This is a genomic window from Paraburkholderia sp. GAS206C, from assembly GCF_050435645.1.
Lineage (GTDB): Bacteria > Pseudomonadota > Gammaproteobacteria > Burkholderiales > Burkholderiaceae > Paraburkholderia > Paraburkholderia phenazinium_B.
Genome location: NZ_JBNDKR010000012.1, coordinates 93,116 through 114,048, shown reverse-complemented (window position 1 = coordinate 114,048; position 20,933 = coordinate 93,116). Strand labels below are relative to the sequence as shown.

17 protein-coding genes are annotated in these 20,933 nt (G+C 62.8%); 4 read left to right on the top strand and 13 right to left on the bottom strand.

Going from position 1 to position 20,933, the window contains the following annotated elements; translation table 11 throughout:
• Positions 1-25 precede the first annotated feature (25 nt).
• The 6 genes from fmdA to urtA form a co-directional block, all read right to left on the bottom strand.
• Positions 26-1,261, bottom strand: coding sequence for a formamidase (fmdA, locus tag P3T20_RS30565; RefSeq protein WP_429288740.1), 1,236 nt, complete (start codon positions 1,259-1,261; stop codon positions 26-28).
• Positions 1,262-1,297: 36 nt separating this feature from the next.
• Positions 1,298-1,987 (bottom strand): urea ABC transporter ATP-binding subunit UrtE, encoded by a 690-nt coding sequence (gene urtE / locus P3T20_RS30560; RefSeq protein ID WP_074268299.1) that lies wholly within the window; start codon positions 1,985-1,987, stop codon positions 1,298-1,300.
• A 71-nt stretch (positions 1,988-2,058) separates the two neighbouring features.
• Positions 2,059-2,802, bottom strand: coding sequence for an urea ABC transporter ATP-binding protein UrtD (urtD, locus tag P3T20_RS30555; RefSeq protein WP_074268298.1), 744 nt, complete (start codon positions 2,800-2,802; stop codon positions 2,059-2,061).
• Positions 2,799-3,971: an urea ABC transporter permease subunit UrtC gene (gene urtC, locus P3T20_RS30550; protein ID WP_429288739.1), complete on the bottom strand. Its 1,173-nt coding sequence runs from the start codon at positions 3,969-3,971 to the stop codon at positions 2,799-2,801. The genes urtD and urtC overlap by 4 nt, the downstream gene beginning before the upstream one ends.
• A gap of 108 nt (positions 3,972-4,079) precedes the next feature.
• The gene (gene urtB, locus P3T20_RS30545) at positions 4,080-4,997 is read right to left on the bottom strand and encodes an urea ABC transporter permease subunit UrtB (protein WP_123387549.1); all 918 of its coding nucleotides are present in this window, start codon (positions 4,995-4,997) and stop codon (positions 4,080-4,082) included.
• A gap of 68 nt (positions 4,998-5,065) precedes the next feature.
• Complete coding sequence (gene urtA, locus P3T20_RS30540) at positions 5,066-6,331, bottom strand: urea ABC transporter substrate-binding protein (protein WP_074268296.1); 1,266 nt, start codon at positions 6,329-6,331, stop codon at positions 5,066-5,068.
• Positions 6,332-6,583: 252 nt separating this feature from the next.
• Between urtA and P3T20_RS30535 the strand changes: the two genes are divergently transcribed.
• Together P3T20_RS30535 and P3T20_RS30530 are read left to right on the top strand one after the other, a co-directional pair.
• The gene (locus tag P3T20_RS30535; protein WP_429288738.1) at positions 6,584-10,045 is read left to right on the top strand and encodes an ATP-binding protein; all 3,462 of its coding nucleotides are present in this window, start codon (positions 6,584-6,586) and stop codon (positions 10,043-10,045) included.
• Positions 10,038-11,069: a response regulator gene (locus P3T20_RS30530; protein ID WP_083611698.1), complete on the top strand. Its 1,032-nt coding sequence runs from the start codon at positions 10,038-10,040 to the stop codon at positions 11,067-11,069. Before P3T20_RS30535 ends, P3T20_RS30530 begins: the two co-directional genes overlap by 8 nt.
• A 58-nt stretch (positions 11,070-11,127) precedes the next feature.
• Here the strand turns inward: P3T20_RS30530 and zwf are convergent, their stop codons facing one another.
• The 3 genes from zwf to lhpH form a co-directional block, all read right to left on the bottom strand.
• The gene (zwf, locus tag P3T20_RS30525) at positions 11,128-12,609 is read right to left on the bottom strand and encodes a glucose-6-phosphate dehydrogenase (protein ID WP_429288737.1); all 1,482 of its coding nucleotides are present in this window, start codon (positions 12,607-12,609) and stop codon (positions 11,128-11,130) included.
• 177 nt (positions 12,610-12,786) lie between these two features.
• Complete coding sequence (gene lhpI, locus P3T20_RS30520) at positions 12,787-13,743, bottom strand: bifunctional Delta(1)-pyrroline-2-carboxylate/Delta(1)-piperideine-2-carboxylate reductase (RefSeq protein ID WP_429288736.1); 957 nt, start codon at positions 13,741-13,743, stop codon at positions 12,787-12,789.
• 30 nt (positions 13,744-13,773) lie between these two features.
• Positions 13,774-14,781: a trans-3-hydroxy-L-proline dehydratase gene (gene lhpH, locus P3T20_RS30515; RefSeq protein WP_429288735.1), complete on the bottom strand. Its 1,008-nt coding sequence runs from the start codon at positions 14,779-14,781 to the stop codon at positions 13,774-13,776.
• Positions 14,782-15,020: 239 nt separating this feature from the next.
• Between lhpH and P3T20_RS30510 the strand changes: the two genes are divergently transcribed.
• A complete protein-coding gene (locus tag P3T20_RS30510) occupies positions 15,021-15,758 on the top strand; it encodes a FadR/GntR family transcriptional regulator (RefSeq protein ID WP_429288734.1) in 738 nt (245 codons plus the stop codon).
• A gap of 34 nt (positions 15,759-15,792) precedes the next feature.
• Here P3T20_RS30510 and P3T20_RS30505 read toward each other — a convergent pair whose 3' ends face one another.
• The gene (locus P3T20_RS30505) at positions 15,793-16,047 is read right to left on the bottom strand and encodes a hypothetical protein (RefSeq protein ID WP_429288733.1); all 255 of its coding nucleotides are present in this window, start codon (positions 16,045-16,047) and stop codon (positions 15,793-15,795) included.
• A 493-nt stretch (positions 16,048-16,540) separates the two neighbouring features.
• The gene (locus P3T20_RS30500; RefSeq protein ID WP_429288732.1) at positions 16,541-17,191 is read right to left on the bottom strand and encodes a C39 family peptidase; all 651 of its coding nucleotides are present in this window, start codon (positions 17,189-17,191) and stop codon (positions 16,541-16,543) included.
• A gap of 474 nt (positions 17,192-17,665) precedes the next feature.
• Here P3T20_RS30500 and P3T20_RS30495 point away from each other — a divergent pair, with 474 nt between their 5' ends.
• Positions 17,666-18,520 (top strand): helix-turn-helix domain-containing protein, encoded by an 855-nt coding sequence (locus P3T20_RS30495; RefSeq protein WP_074268287.1) that lies wholly within the window; start codon positions 17,666-17,668, stop codon positions 18,518-18,520.
• 102 nt (positions 18,521-18,622) lie between these two features.
• Here the strand turns inward: P3T20_RS30495 and P3T20_RS30490 are convergent, their stop codons facing one another.
• Both P3T20_RS30490 and P3T20_RS30485 read right to left on the bottom strand, forming a co-directional pair.
• Complete coding sequence (locus P3T20_RS30490; RefSeq protein ID WP_429288731.1) at positions 18,623-20,452, bottom strand: ATP-binding response regulator; 1,830 nt, start codon at positions 20,450-20,452, stop codon at positions 18,623-18,625.
• Complete coding sequence (locus P3T20_RS30485; protein WP_074268285.1) at positions 20,422-20,931, bottom strand: molybdopterin-dependent oxidoreductase; 510 nt, start codon at positions 20,929-20,931, stop codon at positions 20,422-20,424. Before P3T20_RS30485 ends, P3T20_RS30490 begins: the two co-directional genes overlap by 31 nt.
• Positions 20,932-20,933: the final 2 nt, after the last annotated feature.

Sequence of the window (20,933 nt, the reverse complement as noted above, 5' to 3'; positions counted from 1 at the left end):
GCGGGCACACTGCGGCCGCTACGCGTCAAACGAGATCCGGCGACAAGGGCAAGTCCACCCCACCCGCAGCAATATGCTGGATCGGACCCGCCGCCGTGGGCCGGATGTCGAAGTCGAAGATCTGGGTCGGCAACCATAACGTCGCGCAGGCGTTAGGCACATCAACCACCCCACTGATGTGCCCCTGTACCGGCGCCGTCCCCAGAATCGAATAGGCCTGCGCTCGCGAGTAGCCGAACTTCGTCAGGTATTCGATCGCGTTCAGGCACGCCTGGCGGTAGGCGATATGCACATCGAGATAATGCTGCTTGCCCTGCTCGTCTACCGAAATGCCTTCGAAGATCAGGTAGTCGTTGTAGTTCGGAGTAATCGGGCTCGGCTTGAAAATCGGGTTCTTGATGCCGTATTTGGCCATGCCGCCCTTGATCAGCCCGACCTTCATATGCACCCAGCCGGCCATTTCGATAGCGCCACAGAAGGTGATTTCTCCGTCGCCCTGACTGAAGTGCAGGTCGCCCACCGAGAGGCCGGCGCCATCCACATACACCGGGAAGTACACCTTGGAGCCGCGCGACAGGTCCTTGATGTCGCAGTTGCCGCCATGCTCGCGTGGCGGCACCGTGCGGGCGCCTTCGGCCGCGGCCTTGGCATGCGCGTCGCCGGCAAGCCGCCCCATATGCGCGGTCGAGGCGAAGGGCGGATTGGCAAGGCCGGGCACGCGCTCGGGATCAGTGGCGATCAAAGCCGCTTCGCGCTCGTTCCACGTCGCGAGCATCGCCGGATCAGGCAGGCAGCCGATCAGCCCCGGATGGATCAGACCGGCGAAGTTCACACCCGGGATGTGCCTGGAACTGGTGTACAGGCCATGAAAATCCCAGATCGATTTCTGCGCGAGCGGAAAGTGATCGGTCAGGAAGCCACCGCCATTTTTCTTCGAAAAAAAGCCGTTGAAGCCCCACTGGCTCTCCTGCTTCGCACCGATATCCAGCAGATCCACGACCAGCAGATCACCTGGCTCAGCACCCTTTACGCCCACCGGGCCGCTCAGAAAGTGCACGATCGACAGATCGATGTCGCGCACGTCGTCGGCGCTGTCGTTGTTCTTGATGAAGCCGCCGGTCCAGTCGTAGGTCTCGAGGATAAAGTCATCGCCCGGGTTGACCCAGCAGGCCATCGGAATGTCCGGGTGCCAGCGGTTGTGGATGTTCTCGTTCTCGTAGGCCGACTGGTTCAGGTCGACCTTGATTAGCGTTTCAGCCATTGCAAATCCTCCTTTTGGAAATGACGGACAGCCGGTTTACACCGACAGGTACTCGCGAATCTTCGCGGTGTCGGCGGCGCTGCGCGGACTCTCGTGCACCAGACGCCCGCCTTCGATGACGAACAACCGGTCGGCGACATCGAGCGCGAAACTCAACACCTGCTCCGACACCACGATCGTGATATCGCGCAGCTTGCGAATCTCGTTCAACGCTTTGGCGATGTCCTTGATGATCGACGGCTGGATCCCTTCGGTCGGCTCATCGAGCAGCAGCACCTTGGGTTGTGTAACCAGTGCACGGGCGATAGCCAACTGTTGCTGCTGGCCGCCGGACAGGTTGCCGCCCTTGCGGGCGCGCATGTCGTATAGCACTGGAAACAGCGCGTAGATCTCTTCGGGGATGCGCCTGTCGCGGGCGTTTTCCAGGCCCGTCTGGATGTTTTCCTCCACCGTGAGCGTGGCGAAAATCTGCCGCCCTTGCGGCACGTACGCGATACCTTTGGCAACGCGCCGGAAACTTTCGTCGTGCGACACATCTGCGCCATCCACGCGCACTGCACCGCCTTTGAGCGGCAAGATGCCGATCAGCGACTTGAACAGCGTGGTCTTGCCCATGCCGTTGCGTCCCATGATCGCCACGGTTTCGTTTTTAGCCGCCTGGAAACTGATTCCATGCAGCGCCTCGCTCTGGCCGTAACTGACAAATACGTCGTCGACATTCAACATGCTGGGCTCCTCATTCGCTGGTCTCGCAGCTGAATTCAATGGCGGGTTCAATGCCTGATTCCGTGATCAACCTAGTGCCCGAGATAAACATCGATCACCCGCGGATCGGCCTGCACCTGCTCCATCGCCCCTTCCGCGAGGATCTTCCCCTGGTGCATCACGGTGACCTTGTGCGCGATCTGCTCGACGAACGCCATGTCGTGTTCGATCACGATCATCGAGCGGTTCTGGCAGATCCGCTTCAACAGCTCAGCAGTCACCTCGCGCTCGCGCAAGCTCATGCCGGCAATCGGTTCGTCGAGCATCAGCAGTTCCGGCTCCTGCATCAGCAACATGCCGATTTCGAGCCACTGTTTCTGCCCGTGCGACAGCAGGCCGGCCTCGAGATCGAGCTGGGCGGCAAGACCAATCTCGGCGGCCACGTCGCGTACGCGGTCGAGCACATCGCTGGTGCGTCGAAACGCGAGCGCGCCGAACACACCCCGCCCACGCGGAAACGACACTTCGAGGTTCTGGAACACAGTGAGGTTCTCGTAGATCGACGGCGTCTGGAACTTGCGGCCAATCCCTTTGCGTACGCGCCGAAATTCCGGCAGCCGCGTCATCTCCTCGTTGCGAAACTTGATGCTGCCTTCGCTGGCCCGTGTCTTGCCGCAGATCAGATCGAGCAGTGTCGTCTTGCCTGCGCCGTTCGGGCCGATCACCACGCGCAACTCGCCACGGTCGACATAGAGGTTCAGCGAATCGATCGCCTTGAAGCCGTCGAACGACACGCTCAACCCCTCGACCGCCAGCACGAAATCGGTATTGCTCATATCGTCCTCCGCAAGGCGCGGCGCAGCAGCCAGGGCTTCACATGGCTGTCGTAGAGACCGGCGAGGCCGTTCGGAAACGCCATCACGACGCCGATAAAGAGCGCGGCCATCAGGAACAGCCACAGGTTCGGAAAACTTTCGGAGAACCAGGTCTTGCCGAGATTGACGAGCACCGCGCCATAGACCGCGCCCACCAGCGACATGCGTCCGCCCACCGCCGCGTAGATCACCATCTCGATGGACGGCACGATTCCCACGAACGACGGCGACATGAAGCCGACCTGCAACGTGAACATCGCGCCGCCGATGGCCGCCAGCACTGCCGCGACACAGAACGCGAAGACCTTGAACATGGCGACGTCATAGCCCGAGAAACGCACCCGGTCTTCCTTGTCGCGCATGGCGAGCAGCAGGGTACCGAGCTTGCTGCGCTGGATCAGCCGGCAGCAGAGGATCGCCACCAGCAGCAGGACCGCGTTCAGGAAGTACAGGATCAGCTTGGCGCCGTCGCCGCGAATGTCCCAGCCAAGCAGCGTGCGCAGGTCGGTGATGCCGTTCACGCCGCCCGTGTAGCCTTGCTGGCCGATGATGAGCACCGAGAGAATCAGCGCCACCGCCTGTGTGATGATGGCGAAGTAGACGCCGCCCACGCGCCGCTTGAACATCGCAAAGCTGACCACGAACGCCAGCGCGCAGGGCACGACCACCACCGCGGCAAGCGCGAACGGCAGCGAATGAAACGGCCTCCACCAGACCGGCAGCGCCGTGATCTGGTTCCAGTCCATGAAGTCAGGAATGCCTGGCGTCGACTGGATCTTCGTGCTGATCGGGTCCGATGCTTCGAGCTTCAGGAACATCGCCATGCAGTAACCGCCGAGGCCGAAGAACACCCCCTGCCCCAGGCTCAGCACGCCGCCGTAGCCCCACGCCATCACGAGGCCGACGGCGACGAACGCGTAGGTCAGATACTTGCCCATCAGGTTGAGACGGAACGCATCGAGCGCGAGCGGAAACACCACGAGAATCAGCAGTGCCAGCACGATGATGCTGCCGTAGCCATCGGTCGTGAACCAGCGCAGCAGTGTGGGCCGCAGGCCGCTGCGAGTGGTCTCGCCAGCGCTCTCGGGCGGCGTGGCAGAGGCGGCGGCGGAAGGGTTCAGCGGGTCCATACGCATTTCTCCGGGCTGAATCGATTGAAAGTACGTCTTAGCGGTGCACGCGAAACACGCTGCGGCGCAATGCGCGGCCGCCCACCCACGAGTGTCTTGCTTCGCTCGTCAGACACGGCGCACCTTTGAAGCGAAGAGACCCTGCGGGCGCAACATCAGCACGATGACAATGGTCAACAGCGTCACCACGCGGGCCGACGAGCCGGTCATGAAGAACTCGCTGATCGACTGCATCTGAGCAATGCCAAACGCTGAGGCAACCGTGCCGAGCAGACTGGCCGCGCCGCCGAACGTCACGACCAGGAACGAATCGACGATATAAAGCGAGCCGCTGGTCGGCCCCGTCGAGCCGATCGCGGTGAACGCGGCGCCGGCCACACCCGCCATGCCGCAACCGATCGCGAAGGTCAGCCGGTCGGTCTTGCGCGTATCGATGCCGGCCGCGTTCGCCATCTGACGGTTTGCGACGGTGGCGCGTACCCGCAACCCCCAGCGCGAGCGATACAGCGCCAGCAGCACGCCGCCGGTCATCACCACCGCGAGACTCATCACGAACAAACCGTTGATCGGGATATCGAGACCTTGCTTCGGCGACCAGGAGCCCATCAGCCAGTCCGGCAGTGTCGGGCTCACCTCCTTCGGGCCGAACACCGAGCGGAACACCTGCTGCATCCCGAGGCTCAAACCCCAGGTCGCGAGCAGCGTGTCGAGCGGACGGCGGTACAGATGGCGGATCAACGCCCACTCCGCCACCCAGCCGGCCGCAAAGGCAAGCGCGAAGGCCGCGCAGATCGCCAGCGGAAAGTAGATTGGCGCGAACCCGTGCCAGTAGTTGTCGGCCAGTTGCGAGAACATGTAGATCGTGTACGCGCCGATCGTCATGAACTCGCCGTGGGCCATGTTGATGACACCCATCTGGCCGAAAATCACCGCCAGCCCGAGCCCCATCAACAGCAGCACGCTGAACAGGCTCAAACCCGCAAAGCCTTGCATCAAGGTGATGTTAAGAATGTCCGAAGCCGACATGCGTCTCTCCTCGAAATGATCGGCGCGCGCCGGCATGGCGCGCCTGCTGCCTGAGCGCCGCTTGTTGCTTACTGGTAACCCTTCGGGAACGGATTCGGCTCGATCAGCGTCGGCGACTCGGCCACCACCTTGAACTGGCCGTCGGCCTGCGCCTCGCCGATGCGCGTGCGGCTCCACAGGTGGTGATTCGCGTGGATCTTCACGTAGCCTTCCGGCGCGGTCTTCAGCTCGATACCCGGCGACGCGGCGACGACCTTGTCGACATCGAAGCTGCCGGCCTTCTCCACCGCCGCTTTCCATAACCATGGCCCGAGATACGCGGCCTGCGTGACGTCCCCGATCACCGACTTCGGTCCATATTTCGCCTTGAACGCGGCGACGAATTTCTTGTTGTTGTCGTTGTCGAGCGATTCGAAATACTTCATGGCCGAGTAGAAGCCCGCCACGTTCTCGCCGCCGATGCCGAGCACTTCATCCTCGGTCACCGAGATGGTCAGCAGGAACTGCTTGTCAGCCGTGATGCCGGCCGCCTTCAGTTGCTTGTAGAAGGCCACATTCGAACCGCCGACGATGATTGCGTAGATGCAATCGGGCCTGGCGATCTTGATCTTGTTGATAAGCGAGTTGAAATTGGTAGTGCCGAGGGGGTAATACTCTTCGCCCACCACCTTGCAATCGGTCAGATGCTGCTCGATATGCTTGCGCGCGATCTTGTTCGACGTGCGCGGCCAGATGTAGTCCGAACCGATCAGGAAGTAGCTCTTCGCCTTCTTCGTCTGGTTGGCCCAGTTCAGTCCCCACAGAATCTGCTGGGTCGCTTCCTGGCCGGTATAGAACACGTTGTGCGACTGTTCCAGGCCTTCGTAGAAGGTCGGGTAATACAGCAGGCCATTGTCGCGCTCGAAGATCGGCAACACCGCCTTGCGCGACGCCGAGGTCCAGCAGCCGAACACAGCCGCCACGTGATCGTTTTCGAGCAGCTTCTTCGACTTTTCGGCGAAGGTCGGCCAGTCGGAAGCGCCGTCCTCCTGAATGATCTTGATCTGGCGGCCGAGAATGCCGCCAGCCGCGTTGATCTGCTCGATCGCGAGCCGTTCGGCCTGGATCGAACCGGTTTCGGAGATCGCCATCGTGCCGGTCGCCGAGTGCAACTGGCCGACCGTCACTTCAGTATCGGTCACGGCGAGGTGCGTGGTATTAACCTTCGCGGTCGGAAACTGCTGGGCCCGCGCGATGCCGGACATGGCCAGCGCGGGCGCGGCAGCGAGACCCATCAGGAGTTTGCGCCGGAGCGCCGAAGGCTGGCCTTGCTCGTTCTGATCGTCGTGTGACATCGAATTCTCCTTGTCGTCATGGTCGGGCGACCCGCTCTGGAAAACCTGGTAACCGGGCTGGCGGGGTCGACGCAACGAAAGGTAGGTAGCCAATTTGCGGATCCAAATACGTCAGTTGACGTAGGGCGCGCCGAAAATGCGCTCTCTATAATCGCGGCGACTACGGGTCGCTGCCGGCGTAAGGGCCGGGAATGGAATGCTATTTGCGTGGACGCACGGCCAGCGCTCCGAACCGCTCCACGAAAGGCCCCGATGCACCAAACGGAACCACCGCCGCCTCGCTCCGCCAATCCGGCCACCCAAGCTGGGGCATCGCGCCCGCAGCCGAGCGGCACGCAGCGCATCGTGAAGATCCGCCGCGACTACAACGCGTGGGTCGGTGACGAGACGCTCGAGGACTACGCGCTGCGCTTCACGCCGCGCACATTCCGGCGCTGGTCCGAATTCCGCGTCGCCAACACGGCTTTAGGGGCGGTGTCGTTCCTCGTGCTCGAGGCGATCGGCGGCTCGCTGGTGGTCAACTACGGTTTCACCAATGCGGTCTACGCGATTCTCGCCGTCTCGGTGCTGGTGTTTTTGACCGGTATACCGATCGCCTACTACGCGGCGCGCTACGGCGTCGACATGGATCTGCTCACGCGCGGCGCCGGTTTCGGCTACATGGGTTCGACGCTGACGTCGCTGATCTACGCGATCTTCACGTTCGTATTTTTCGCGCTCGAAGCGGCGATCATGTCGCTCGCGCTCGAGTTGTATCTGAAGATCCCGCTTTCGGTCGCCTACGTCATCAGTGCGCTGGTGATCATTCCGGTGGTCACCTTCGGCATTACTTTCATTAACCGGCTACAGGGCTGGACCCAGCCGCTGTGGCTCGTGCTGCTGGTGGTACCGTACGCCGTGGTGCTGTGGCGCGAGCCGCACGTGCTCGCCGAGTGGGTCACCTTCGGCGGTCTCTCGGGCGACGGCCACGAGTTCAACCTGGTCGCATTCGGCGCCGGCTGCACGGTGGTGTTTTCGTTGATCGTGCAGATCGGCGAACAGGTCGATTACCTGCGTTTCCTGCCGCCGCGCACCCACGCCAACCGCGTACGCTGGTGGGTCGCCCTGATCTCGGCCGGCCCCGGCTGGATCGTGCCGGGCGCGCTGAAAATGCTCGGCGGGGCGTTCCTTGCCTTTCTCGCCATTCAGCACGAGATCGATCCGGTCAAGGCGGTCGAACCGACCCAGATGTATCTGGTCGCGTATCACTATGTGTTCCGCTCGCCCGAAGGAGCGCTCGCCGCGATGACGCTGTTTGTGATCGTGTCGCAGCTGAAAATCAATGTCACCAACGCGTACGCCGGTTCGCTCGCGTGGTCGAATTTCTTCGCGCGGCTTACGCACAGCCACCCGGGGCGCGTGGTCTGGCTCATCTTCAATGTGCTGATCGCGCTGCTGCTCGTCGAAATGGGCGTGTTCGAAGCCATCAGCAAAGTGCTCGCGCTGTATGCCAACGTGGCGATTGCCTGGATCGGCGCGGTGGTCGGCGACCTCGTGATCAACAAGCCGCTCGGTTACAGCCCACCCTATGTCGAGTTCAAGCGGGCGCATCTTTACGACGTGAATCCCGTCGGCGTCGGCGCCATGCTGATTGCCGCGGCCGTCGCCGCGCTCTCTCATGCGGGCGTGTTCGGCGCGAGCGCGGAAGCGCTGTCGTCGTTTATCGCGCTGCTGGTTGCCTTCATTTGCGCTCCGTTGCTTGCCATCGCCACACGCGGGCACTTCTATCTGGCGCGCGATGGCCACGACCTCGAACAGGGCGCGGTCCTGCGCTGCGTGATCTGCGAAAACACCTTCGAGCGCGAAGACATGGCGCACTGCCCGGCTTATGCGGGTTCGATCTGCTCGCTGTGCTGCTCGCTCGACTCGCGCTGCAACGACTCCTGCAAGCCGCACGCGCGACTCCCCGCGCAGTTCGGCAAGTCGATGAGCACGCTGTTTCCACGTCTGAAGCTGGGACCCGCGGGCCTGCGGCTCGCGCAGTATGCCGGACTCCTGATCGTCGTGCTGGCGTTGCTTGGTGGCGTGCTCGCCGCACAGTGGTACCAGAGCATACGGACCCTCCCCGATCTCGACACCGCGATCCACGACGTGCTGCTGCAAGGGTATCTCAAGGCGTTTTTCGCGCTCGCGCTGGTCGGCTGCATCGCGGCCTGGTGGCTGGTGCTCGCCAATGAAAACCGCAAGGTCACCCAGGAGGAATCGCAGCGGCAAGCTGAACTTCTGATGCAGGAAATCGAAGCCCACCAGAAGACCGACGCGGCGCTGCAGGCAGCAAGCGCTGCAGCCGAGTCGGCGAACCGCGCAAAAAGCCGCTATGTGACGGGCCTGAGCCACGAGCTGCGCACGCCGCTCAACAGCATCCTCGGCTACGCGCAACTGCTGCTGCAAGGCACCGATGAACTGCCGCCGGCTCGACGCAACGCAGTGGCGACCATCTATCGCAGCGGCGAGCACTTGCTGGCGTTGGTAGACGGCTTGCTGGACGTGGCCCGCATCGAGGCAGGCAAACTGCAGTTGCACGTGACCGAGATTTCGCTGCCGGAATTCGTCACTCAGCTCTCGGCGATGCTCGAACCGCAGGCGACCGACAAGGGACTGCAATTCGACTTCCAGACTAGTGGCCGCATCCCGGACGTGGTGCGCATCGACGAAAAACGGGCCCGGCAGATTCTCATCAATCTGATTGGCAATGCGATCCGCTTTACTTCAAGCGGCTCGGTCAAGGTGCGCGCCGGGTATGCGTGGGAGACCATCACGTTCGAGATTACCGACACCGGCCCGGGCATGCCGGCCACGGAACTTGAGCGGCTGTTCCTGCCGTTCGAGCGCGGCGCGGCAGCGCGCGAACACGACCATGGCGCCGGACTCGGTCTGACGATCTGCCGTTTGCTGACCGAACTGATGGGCGGCAATCTGCAGGTAGAGAGCGAAGTCGGCAAGGGCACGCGCTTTATCGTCAAGCTGTTCGCCCCCGAAGTGCGCGCGCCCCAGGTGTTGGCCAGCAACCCCCGGCACCTGAAGGGCTATTGCGGGCCACGCCTCACAGTGCTGGTAGTCGACGATCTCGCCGAGCAGCGGCGCATCGTCACGCAGACGCTCTCTCCCCTCGGTTTTACAGTGGTCGAAGCCGCCAGCGGACCGGAGGCATTGCAATGGCTGGGCACCGGCTCGGCCGATCTCATCGTGATGGACGTCTCGATGCCGGCCATGGACGGCTTCGAGGCAAGCCGGCTGATTCGCGACAACCAGTTGTCGAGCGCGCCCATCCTGATCCTGTCGGCCAACGCCTTCGCCGACGACCGCGAAAAAGGTGCAGCGGCCGGTTGCGACGACTACCTGGCCAAGCCGTTGCATCTGCCGCTGCTGCTCGACAAAATGGCCGCGCTGCTGCAGCTGCAATGGATTGCCGAAACCGTCGAGCCGGCCCCTCCGGCTGAGGCTGCGCTACTCGACGTATCGACGAGCCTGCCGGCCAGCTTGCGAGAGAAGTTGCACGCGCAACTGGAGATGGGCTACGTGCAAGGCTTCATCGAACAACTGGACGCTGCCGAGCACGGCGCGCCAGAGCTCGCCACCCTGCTGGAACCGCTGCGTGTCCTCGCGCGCCGCTTCCGGCTGACTGAACTCGCGCAGTTGCTCGCGCCCACCCAGCAGGTCAATCCCGATGCATGACGAATCCCTGCTTCTGCCACCCGAAACGCAACCCGAGCTGCCCGATGGCAAACCGGTGGTGCTAATCGTCGACGACACGCCGGATAACCTTGCCCTGCTGTCGGACACACTGCAGGCGGCAGGCTACGCCGTGCTGGTGGCGCTCGACGGACAATCCGCGCTGCAACGCCTCGCACGCATCACGCCTGACGCCGTGCTGCTCGACGCGCTGATGCCAGGCATGGATGGCTTCGAGACCTGTCTGCACATCAAGGCCGATCCGCGCAACCGCCACCTGCCGGTCATCTTTATGACCGCGCTGACGGACAGCGAGCATGTCGTGCAGGGCTTCCGGGTGGGAGGAATCGACTATGTGACGAAGCCGGTGAAGCCGAGCGAGGTCAGCGCGCGAATCGCCGCCCACGTCCAGCGTTCGCGCCTGCAACGGCAGGCCGACATGGTGCTCGAGATCGGCATGCGTGCCGCGCTGATCGCCGCTGCGAGAGGCGAGATCAAATGGCAAAGCGACCTTGCCCGGCAACGGCTTGCTCAGTATGCGTCGAGCGGTGCGGATATCTCGGAAGTGACAGACGGCGCGGACGCTATGACAGCCCGTTCAGCAGAGTTGCCGGATCCGCTGGCCGAGTCCGGCCCGCGTCTGCCGTCCGTGCTGGCCCAATGGCTGACGCGCTGGATCGAGGCCGGTTGCGATCTGCAAGCGGCGTTCGAAACGGCCGCGGGCGGCGTGCGCCGCGTCGTAAGGGTGTTGGGCCGGGCCACGCGCGGCGACTGGGTCATCCTGCTCGAGGAATTCGACGATGCAGCACACACCACCGCGCTCGCGGCCCAATTCAGCCTGACGACTCGTGAAGCGGAAGTGCTGCTATGGCTGTCGCGCGGCAAGACCAACCGCGATATCGGCGACATCCTGGGGATGGCGCCGCGCACCGTCAACAAGCACCTGGAACATGTATTCGGCAAGCTGCATGTGGAGACGCGTGCAGCGGCTGCGGCGATCGCCGCGAAGGCGAGCACGCGGTATTAAGCGCAATCAATCGTAATGGGACAGCGACCTGCGCCGTCCCTATGCACGATTAAACCGCTTACTGCGACTCTTCCGCCCACACGGCATTGTCGCGCGCCATCAAGGCCGTGGCGGCAGCCGGACCAAACGTGCCGGCGGAATAACCGCGCGGCCGCTCGCCCGAACTCTTCCAGCCGTCCAGAATCGGCTCCGCCCACGCCCATGCCGCTTCCAGTTCGTCGCGACGCATGAAGTGGGTGAGGCGTCCGCGAATCACGTCGATCAGCAGTCGCTCATAAGCTTCCGCACGACGCTCGGTGAAAGCCTCCTGCAGATCGAGATTCAGATTCACCGGCAGCATGTGCATGCCGCTGCCCGGCTCTTTCGCGAGCATCTGCAACTGAATCGATTCTTCCGGCTGCAACTGGATCACGAGACGATTGCCGTAGTGATGCGGACCGCTCGGAATGATCGAGAACGGCAGTTCGGAGAACTCGATCACGATCTCCGATACCTTCTTCTGCATGCGCTTGCCGGTACGCAGATAAAACGGCACGTTGGCCCAGCGCCAGTTGTTGATCTGGGCGCGCAACGCAACGAAGGTTTCTGCACGGCTCGTTGCCGGCACGTTGTCTTCTTCGAGGTAGCCCTTGACCGCCTCGCCGTCCACGGCACCTGCAGTGTACTGTCCGCGCACGGTGTCGCGTGCGATATCGTCCGGCGTCATCGGACGCAGCGAGCGCAGCACCTTGAGCTTTTCGTCGCGCACGGCATCCGGATCGAGCGACACGGGCGGCTCCATCGCGACGATACACAGCAGTTGCAACAAGTGGTTCTGCACCATGTCGCGCAAGGCGCCGGTCTTGTCGTAGAAGCCCGCGCGGCTACCTACGCCGACGGTTTCCGCCACCGTGATCTGCACGCTCTTGATATACGGCGCCTGCCAGAGCGGGCCGAAAATCGCATTGCCGAAGCGCAGCACCATCAGGTTCTGCACGGTTTCCTTACCGAGGTAATGGTCGATCCGGTAGATCTGCGCTTCGTTGAAATGCTGGCCGACCGCAGTGTTGATTTCCTGCGCCGACGCGAGATCGTGACCGAGCGGCTTTTCCAGCACCACGCGCGAGTACTCGTCGACGAGACCCGCGGCCGAGAGGTTGTCGCAAATGTTCGTGAACAGATCCGGCGAAGTCGCGAGATAGAACACCCGCCGCACGCCGGGGCGCGATGCATCTTTCAGCCGCTGATAGTCCTCGACCGAATCGACGTCCATGCGCACATACTCGAACAACGCTAGGAATTTGTCCCACGCGGCCGCATCGAAAGCTTTCTTTTCGATGAAGGGCTTGGCCTTCAATTCCATGAATTCGTTGATGTATTCCTCGCGCGACCACGGCTTTCGGCCAATCGTGATAATGCGCGTTTCCGGCGGCAGATTGCAGTGCAGATGCGCCATGTAAAGCGCGGGGAGGAGCTTGCGAAACGACAGGTCACCCGTACCGCCGAAGATGATCATGTCGAGCGGCAAGTCAGGGGTGGCAGAAGCGTGTTGGGTAATCATAGCGCGATGTCACCGTCATGAAGGGCGTCGAACGAAGGGCAAAATGCCGGTGACCCGGCATTTTCTGGCAAACGCCTATGGTGCAACGTTTTTGGATTGTTTGCACGCGACGCGGCGATGACAGTGTAGAAAAGATGCAACTTCGCTTTTGACTTCGCCGTGACTTTTCTCGCAGATTCAGTTGCGCTGCAACGCTGCACGCGCCACCCGGCAGGCGCCCAGGTCCCATGCCGCACAGCCGACGCTCTTGAATAGCACGGGCGTGCTGCCCGTCGGCCGCGGCGTGCTGCCGTCCATCAGTGCGGCGATACCCGTCACCTTTGCCCAGTCCACTCCTGCCTGAATGAAGTCGCCCGCTTCGTGGCGAGCGCCGGCCAGGTCGTCGACGAACAGCGCGCTGCCATGCACGGTGCGTGAACCGATCTCGATCATCGTGGGGGTGAACGCGCCCACGCCGATCACCAGGCGTTCGGCGCGCGGCGCTTCGTCGTAGACCGCCTGCCGGCTGGTCGTGAGGGCAATCACGACATCAATGGACGCGGGTACGTCGGGACCCGCCAGTGGCTGCAGATTGCGCGCCTTGCCGCGCTGCGCGTCGCAAAACGCCTGCGCTTTCGCCAGCGCACTGCCCTTCACCCATATGCGCGCATCGGGAAACAGTTCGCCGATCGCCTCCACGTGGTTGGCGGACTGCGTGCCGGTGCCGATCAGCAGAAATTCTTGCGGTGCCGGGCGGCCGGAGGCACTTGATGCGCCACCATTGAAGGTCTGCACGCCGAGCATCGACATCGCCGCGGTGCGCCGGCCCGTTACGGTCGGCCCGTCGAGGATAAAGAGTGTCTCGCCAGTGTCCGCGTCGAAGGCCATTACCTTGCCGTGAATCGTCGGCAAGCCGCGCGGGCCATTGGCCGGACACACGTTGACGAGCTTGTGGATGCCGAGGTCCGGGGCCGTGGCCGGCATCGACAGCATTATCCCGCCCTCGTTGAGCGGCACGACGAGCCGCTCCGGGCTCGCGATGCGTTGTTGCGCGTAATCGACGGACGCCGTTTTCAGCGCCTCCACGAGTTCGGCGTAGGGGGTGAGGCGCGCAGTGGCGGCGGCGTCGAAAATCGGTGTAGCCGGGTGCGTCATGTGAGCGGTTTCTCCATCGGCGTGCGCGGTTTAGCGCACGAGAAAGCCATACGTCAGCGGATCGCGTTCGTCGACGATCCAGTTAGCGAAGCCGCAGATATGCGCGTCGCCCTCGATTTCCGGAATCACGGCATCGAAGCCCTCGAGCTTCGTTTCGGACAACACCCGGCCGCGAAAAATCGTGCCGATCAACGATTCATTGACGAGCGTTTCGTCGCGCCCCAGTTCGCCGCGCAGGTACAGTTGCGCGACGCGTCCCGCGGTGCCCGAGCCGGTCGGCGAGCGGTCCACCTCGCGGTCGGCGAAGACGCAGCAATTGGCCTGCGTCGAGCCTGTGTGACGGGGCGCGTTGTCGATAATCGTGCCGTAAATATGGTTGATTTCGGGGATGTGCGGATGGACGACCTTGAACGCCTCGTTGGCCGCGCGCTTGACTTCGGCGCCGAACTGGATCAGGCGGTCCACGTCCGCTTCGCGCACGTTCAGATCGAACGGTTTGCCGGACGTGTAGAAATAGAACGCGCCGCCGAAGACGATATCGCCCGTCACGGCGCCAAAGCCCGGCGTATTCACCGTCACATCGCGCTGCCAGATAAACGAAGGCACATTGACGAAGCGCACGCTGCCGGCGTGGTCGCCGTCCCATTTGACGAAGGCCTCGATGAAGCCGCACGGCGCGTCGATACCCACGCGCGTTTCGGGTTCAGTACGCTCGACCCAGCCGAGCGCCACCGCCGCCGTTGCCAACGCGATCACGCCATGACCGCAATGGTCGCTATAGCCCTCGTTGTGCACGAAGATGATGCCAAAGTCGGCGCCCTCGCTGACCGGTTCGGTCAGATAGCCGCCGTACATGTCGGCATGGCCGCGCGGCTCGAGCATCAGCGCGCGGCGCAGGTGATCGTGATGTTCCTTGAGCCAGGTGCGCCGCTCGACAATCGTCTTGCCGGGAAATTTGGGTAGTCCGCTGGTGACGATCCGAAACGGTTCGCCGCCCGTATGCACTTCGACCGTGCTGATAACGCGATTCAGTTTCATGACGCCTGGCAACCCTCGCGCGCGTGCGACCCAAAGGCCGAAAATGCCTCGCTGTGAACCATCCCATTGTCTCCGTCAGTCTTATACTGGATCAAAATGTAGACCAGCTTTGGTTTTCCATCAACCAATTTCAAAATCATTGCGCTAAACTGGTTGGAATCGGGATCACGGGCGAACGTAACATTTGAACTTCCCCGCTCCCGCCGATCCACGACGAACCCGCGAACAGACAGGCGCTCATGGTCAACTCCGCCCTCGCTATGGATAGCACATTCCGCCCAAAGCAGATCTACGAGCAGGTCTCCGAGCGCATCCGCGCGGAGATCCGCAGCGGGCAGTTCGCTGTCGAGTCGCGCCTGCCGTCGGAGCGGGAACTGGCAGCGCGTTTTGGCGTGGGACGCCCGGCCGTGCGCGAGGCGATCGGCGCGTTGCAAAACGAGGCGCTCGTGGTCACGCGCCGCAACTCGGGCACCTATGTCTGCGCCGATGCGTTGCAGCGTCTCGCTGCGGCGCAGGCAGACGCCGCGTCGCTGGCCGATCCGGATGCCAGCCCAACCTCGACGCTCGATGTGCGTCTGATCCTCGAACCGGCGATTGCCCGGCGCGCCGCGGCGCGCGCCCAGCGTGACGAGTTGGCCGAGCACTATCTTGCGCAGATGGATTCGATTGCCGACATCACCGATCCGGCGCAGCGCGTGTTGTGGAACAACAGCGACCGCCTGTTTCACCGCCAACTGGCGATGATGACGGGCGACGCGCTGCTGGTGAAAATCGCCGAGGAAGTGGCGAAAACGATGGATCAGCCGCTCTGGAAGCGGCTCAAGGACGACGGCATCTACGACGCTGGCCGGATACGCCTGTACGTATCCGAACACCGGATGATCTACGAGGCGATTGTCGGCGGCGATGCGGACGCTGCGGCGTTCTACGTCGAGCAGCACATCATGCGCGTGCGCCGCGATATCGCCCCAAAGTGAGCTTCACGGCGCGCTCGCTCGACCGTTCGAACGACTATTGCGCCGAGGAAGCGCCGCCGGAATTCCCCGAGTTGCCGGAGGAATGATCTCCTTCCTTGAACATGGCCCGGCAGGGAGGACTCAGCTCGCTGACGTGCTGCTTCATGCAGGCGGTGATCTTCTGCTTGTTAGGAATTTCCGCACTGCAAAAATGCATCGCATCGCCGCGGCAGGCCTTTTCCTGTTCATCCTGCGAAGCTGCGCGCGCTCCGCTGACGGCTACCAGCGCGGTCAGGCTGGCTGCAAGCAAGGCTGTGTATCGATTCATATCCGCTCCGGTTATCAAGTCAGCCCAAGCCCGATACAGGCTCGCCTAGGACGGTACGAACGGAAAGGAAAGAATTTTGCTGCACCGCACACTATTCTTTTTGACGGACCTACAATGGGAAACACTTAGGTATTAACCCTTACTTCATCCCTTGACAGGTGCCGCGATGTCCAGCCGATCCATTTCGTCCCGCGCCGTTCCTGCTACCACTCGCGGGCCGGCGCCGTCGCTGCGGGCGACCCTAAGCCGCCTCGCTCGCCTCATGTGGCGTTCTTCCGAGCGGCACAGCCTGTATCAGGTGATGCTGGCGGCCGGTCACGAAGAAGGTCTGCAGGAGCATCTCGTCCAGCGTCCCCACTCCACCCCGCAGCGCTGATCAGCTGCGCGGCAGCCTGCCACCCGCCTGTTTCTTCAGCAGAAAACGGACCCGGAAACTGAGTAACGACGCGGCGACCGTGACCGGACCACGGGCCCGTTAGCTGGCTACCTGGTGGTTGGCGGGACGCGTAAGCGTCAAACCGCGCCCCGCGTAAAAGCGAGCAACCGTTCCGAACGGCATATACACATCGCTCTGATACGGCGCGATACCGGATGGATTGTGAAACCAGACGCCGTCGGGGTCGCGTCCATGCAGCAGGATCAGATGACCTCCGCGCTGCGCATTCGGCTCATGCGGGCGACGGATCTCCGGGCTCACCGAAATGATCGCCATCGTCCCGGTATCGATGCGCGCCGCGATCTCCTCTAGCGTAGCTTCGGGCAATACCTCGACTTGCAAACCGAAGGCCTGCTCGGCCCAACTGGCGAACGGCCGGTAAATCAGGCCATCGACACCACCGTCTTCACGCATCCGGTACACCTCGTGGCGCAATGCCTCGTCAAGCAGCGCGGCACGCGGCGCATGCTCGATATCCCAGAAGTCCAGGGCGGACTCGAGACACGTCAGGCCGCACAGACGTTGCGCCCAGAAACGGTAATGCTCGCGCTCGGTGAAGCCGCTGCGTTGCCATGCAGGGTCGTCGCAGGGGTCGGCGTCTTCTTCGACGATCGGCCGCACCCATTCGGGGCTGCCCCATTGCGAGTAGTACGGCACGCCGGTATGGCGCAGGGTTTTGTTGTCTTTCATGAATGGCGTTGAGATAGCGTCGGGATGGATAGGACGGTAGTCACGGAATGAAGCAATGGACCTCATTATTGCGGATTATTGAACGCAGAATATCGTCCGAAGAAGCCGTGCAAATTCGTGCGGCGACCTGTGCATCGATTCATGCGCCCATTCACACGGCGATCATCGACGCACGCCACAATCGGATCACATTTCATTACATGTGGCACGGGGTTTCCTCGCTAAAATACGCAAGACGCATCGGGCAGACGCCGTCCGGAATGGGCCGGCCTGTCCTTGACTGAGAATCCCGGAGACAAACTCAGGCAGTTTCGTGGCTGCTGCACAAAAGCAGCAACGCCGCGTTTTTTTGCTGTACATTTGCTCTCCCATGCGTGGCCGGTCGGCTCGCAAAGAAGGTGATGCAACCCATCGCCGTCAAGCCTCACGCGTCCTTCACCCGATACTATTTATAAAGACGGACTTCCACGCAGCATGGCCAACGAAGCAACCTCACCTGACTCCATCGCAGTCGCGGAACGCGTGCGCGAGTTGATGAGCCGTCACGGCATCGGAAAGCGGCAACAGACCACGGAACTGTGCCGCATTCTCGACCTGAGTTTTTCACAAGGGCATCGCAAGTTACGCGGCAATAGCCCCTGGACCCTATCGCAGATCAAGAAAGTCGCCGAGGTATTCGGCGAGCCGGCTGCGCAACTGTTCGGCGCGCAAACGCTCGACCCAGGCATGGTCGGCGCGGTCGCCCAGGAGGCGGTGTTCTCCATCGGCGGCATCGAACTCGCCTGCACGGCCTGGGTGGGCGCCGCGATCGAACCCGGCAGCCGGCCCGAGTTCATTGCGTATTCGAAACTGGGACAATGGCGCGTCACGCGTCATGATGGCGCGTTGTATCAAAGCGCCTATGAAGTCCACAAGATCGAGATCTATCCGCGCCGCGCGGAAGCCGACAAACCGCTGATCGCCGTGGTCGACGACGACCAGTCCTCTGCCGATAACCTGCGCGACTATCTCGATCGCAGCGGCTTCGCCGCTGTCGCGATCTACGGATTGGCCGCGTTCGTCGAGCAGTTGCAGACGCAGGTGTTCGACGGTGTCGTGATCGACTGGCTGTTCGGCAATCAGACTTCGGCCGCGGCGATTCGCGCTGTGCGCGCTTCAGAGAACCCGGACGCGCCCGTGTTCGTGCTGACCGGCGAACTGCTCACCGGCAAGGCCAGCGAGTCTGAGATCAGCGAGATCATTCGCAATTACAACGTGGCGTGCTATGAAAAGCCGGCGCGGATGGCGATTCTGGTGGCCGATCTTTCGAAGCGTTTGAACCGGGCCTGAGAGCGGCGGCAAGCGCGGGCGAATGAATGAATGAATGGATGAATGAATGGCCGGGCACGCGGTGGCGCAAGCCACGACGTACGCTCGGCCCTCAGACCGCCCTCAGACCACACTACGCGCCGCCAGTGCGCGCTGCAGCGCCGAGCGCAACTGTTCGTAGTGCACCGGCTTCACCAGATACTCGAAAAACGGCGCCGTGTCGGTTGGCGGCGCTTCGGGTGCATACGCGCTGATAGCGATCACCGGTGCGCCTGCCGACGGTCCACCGCGCGCCGTGAATTCGGCGAAGAACGCGTAGCCGTCCTGATCCGGCATATGCAGGTCGAGCAACATCACATCGCAGCGGCGCACGTCGAGCCAGGCGAGCGCATCTTTGGCATTCGCGACGGCCGTCGCGTCGTAGCCCATATGCGCGATCATTTCCAGCAGCGACTCGCGAATCAGACCGTTGTCGTCGACGATCAGCACCTGCGAGCGCTCGCCTTCCTGGGCGCTGGCCGCCTTCGCGTCGGGTTGCGCGGCAGGCTCGACCGGGCCCACCGGAATCGTGACCGTGAAGGTCGTGCCCTTGCCTACTTCGCTTTCCACAGCGACGCTGCCGCCGAACAGCTTCAGCAGCCCCTGCACGATGGCGAGGCCCATGCCCGCCCCTTCGAAGCGGCGCGTGCGTGAACCGTCGAGCTGGGTAAATTCCTTGAACATCAGAGGCAATTGCTTGGGCGGCACGCCTGGCCCCGTGTCGCTTACTTCGATAGTGAGCACAGCCAGCCGCTGGACCAGGCGCACCCGCACCGAGCCCTTCTCGGTATAGCGAATCGCGTTGGTCACCAGGTTGCTGACAATCTGGCGGATCCGGTGCGGGTCGGAATCGACCGGCCCGGTCAGACCGCTCGCCTCGCTCGCGAGCGTCAAGCCGCGTGCGAGCGCAGACGGCGTATGTTCGTCGACGATCGAAGCCAGCAGCTCGCGCGGCTCGAACTGCTCGTAACGCAATTCGAGCTTGCCGGCGCCAAGGCGCGCGTAGTCCGTGAGGTCGCGCATCTGCGCCTCCAGGTGGCGCGCCGCGCTTTCCAGCCGCTGGATCACCTTGCGGTCCGCTTCGGACTGGAAGTTAAAGCCGAGCAGTTCGATCGACGACACGATCGCGTGCAGCGGCGTGCGCAGTTCGTGGCTGATCATGCCGAGAAAAGCGTCTTTCGCGAGACTCGCCTCGCGGGCCGCGCGGGTTGCCTGATGCTCGGCTTCGAGCGCCGCGCGTTGCTGGCGGATCAGGCGGCTGCGGCGCCGGCCGTTCACCACGAGCAGCAGCGTGGCCGCGGCCGATAGCAGCACCAGCATGATCCCGGCCGCGAACAACATGCGCCGCTTGTCGATGAAGTCGCGGGTCAGCGCTTCGCGGTCGGCTACGTCGGCGAAGCGGCGCGTCAAGGCCAGATCGTTGACCTCCTGCCAATGCGCTCGCAGCGTGGCAACTATCCGGTCAGCTCGGCGGGAATCCTGCGGCAGCGCTGCGATGTCGGGCTCGAGCTGGTCGAGCGTGTGCTCGAGCGTCTGGATTTCGCCCTCCTGGCGCTGCAGCAAAGCGACCTGATCGATCAGCATGCGCGTCGAGCCGGCCATCACGTGCAGCTTCGACTGCAGCACTTCGTAGCGCAGTTGCAGTCGCGGGTAATCGGCATCGGTGCCGTTGCGGTAGAGCAGCAGCTGGTTTTCGAGGCGCGCGTAGGCAATTTGCAGCTGTGCGGCGTCCCAATAGAAACCGTCGTATGTGCCGGCCAGCAATTCCGTGGAACGCGGGTTGAGCAGATTGGCGTACATCAGGTAGCCGATCGCCCCCACCGGCGCCGCGAGCGCAGTGACCCAGACTGCCACCAGCAGCCAGCGGCGCGGCCGATGCGGTGTCACTTGACGATCAAGCCCTTGATTTGCCATACGAATTTTGAGTCCGCGTCGGCACCCGACAGTTCGGTTGGAAAGGCGTCGCGCGGATAGATGAGAAACAGCGGTCCGAAGTCGCTGACCTTCAGACGCTTGCCGTTCATGCTATACGCCACGATCACGCCGTAACGAGCGCAGTCCGAAACCGGAATGGTTTCGATGTAGTCGTCGAGCGTATGGACTTCGATCTGGCTGCCGTGAGTGCCGACCAGCTTCAGGATATCCGCGAGCAACGGTCCTGTGAAGGTCGCGCGGGGCGTCCACGAAGTCGACGTGGTGATCGAATGCGCGGGCAGCGCGAGAAGCTGTTCTTCGGTCAGGTGGTACACCTGCTGCGCCGGGTGTGCCGGGTCGTTCGCTGCAGTGGCGGCGCCCGTCACGTCGAGCGAGAGCGCGGCGGCCTGGGCGAAGCCCGCGGCTAACGCCATGGCGAGGCACGCGATCCAGCGCGCGCCGTTTTTCTGGTAGTGCATTT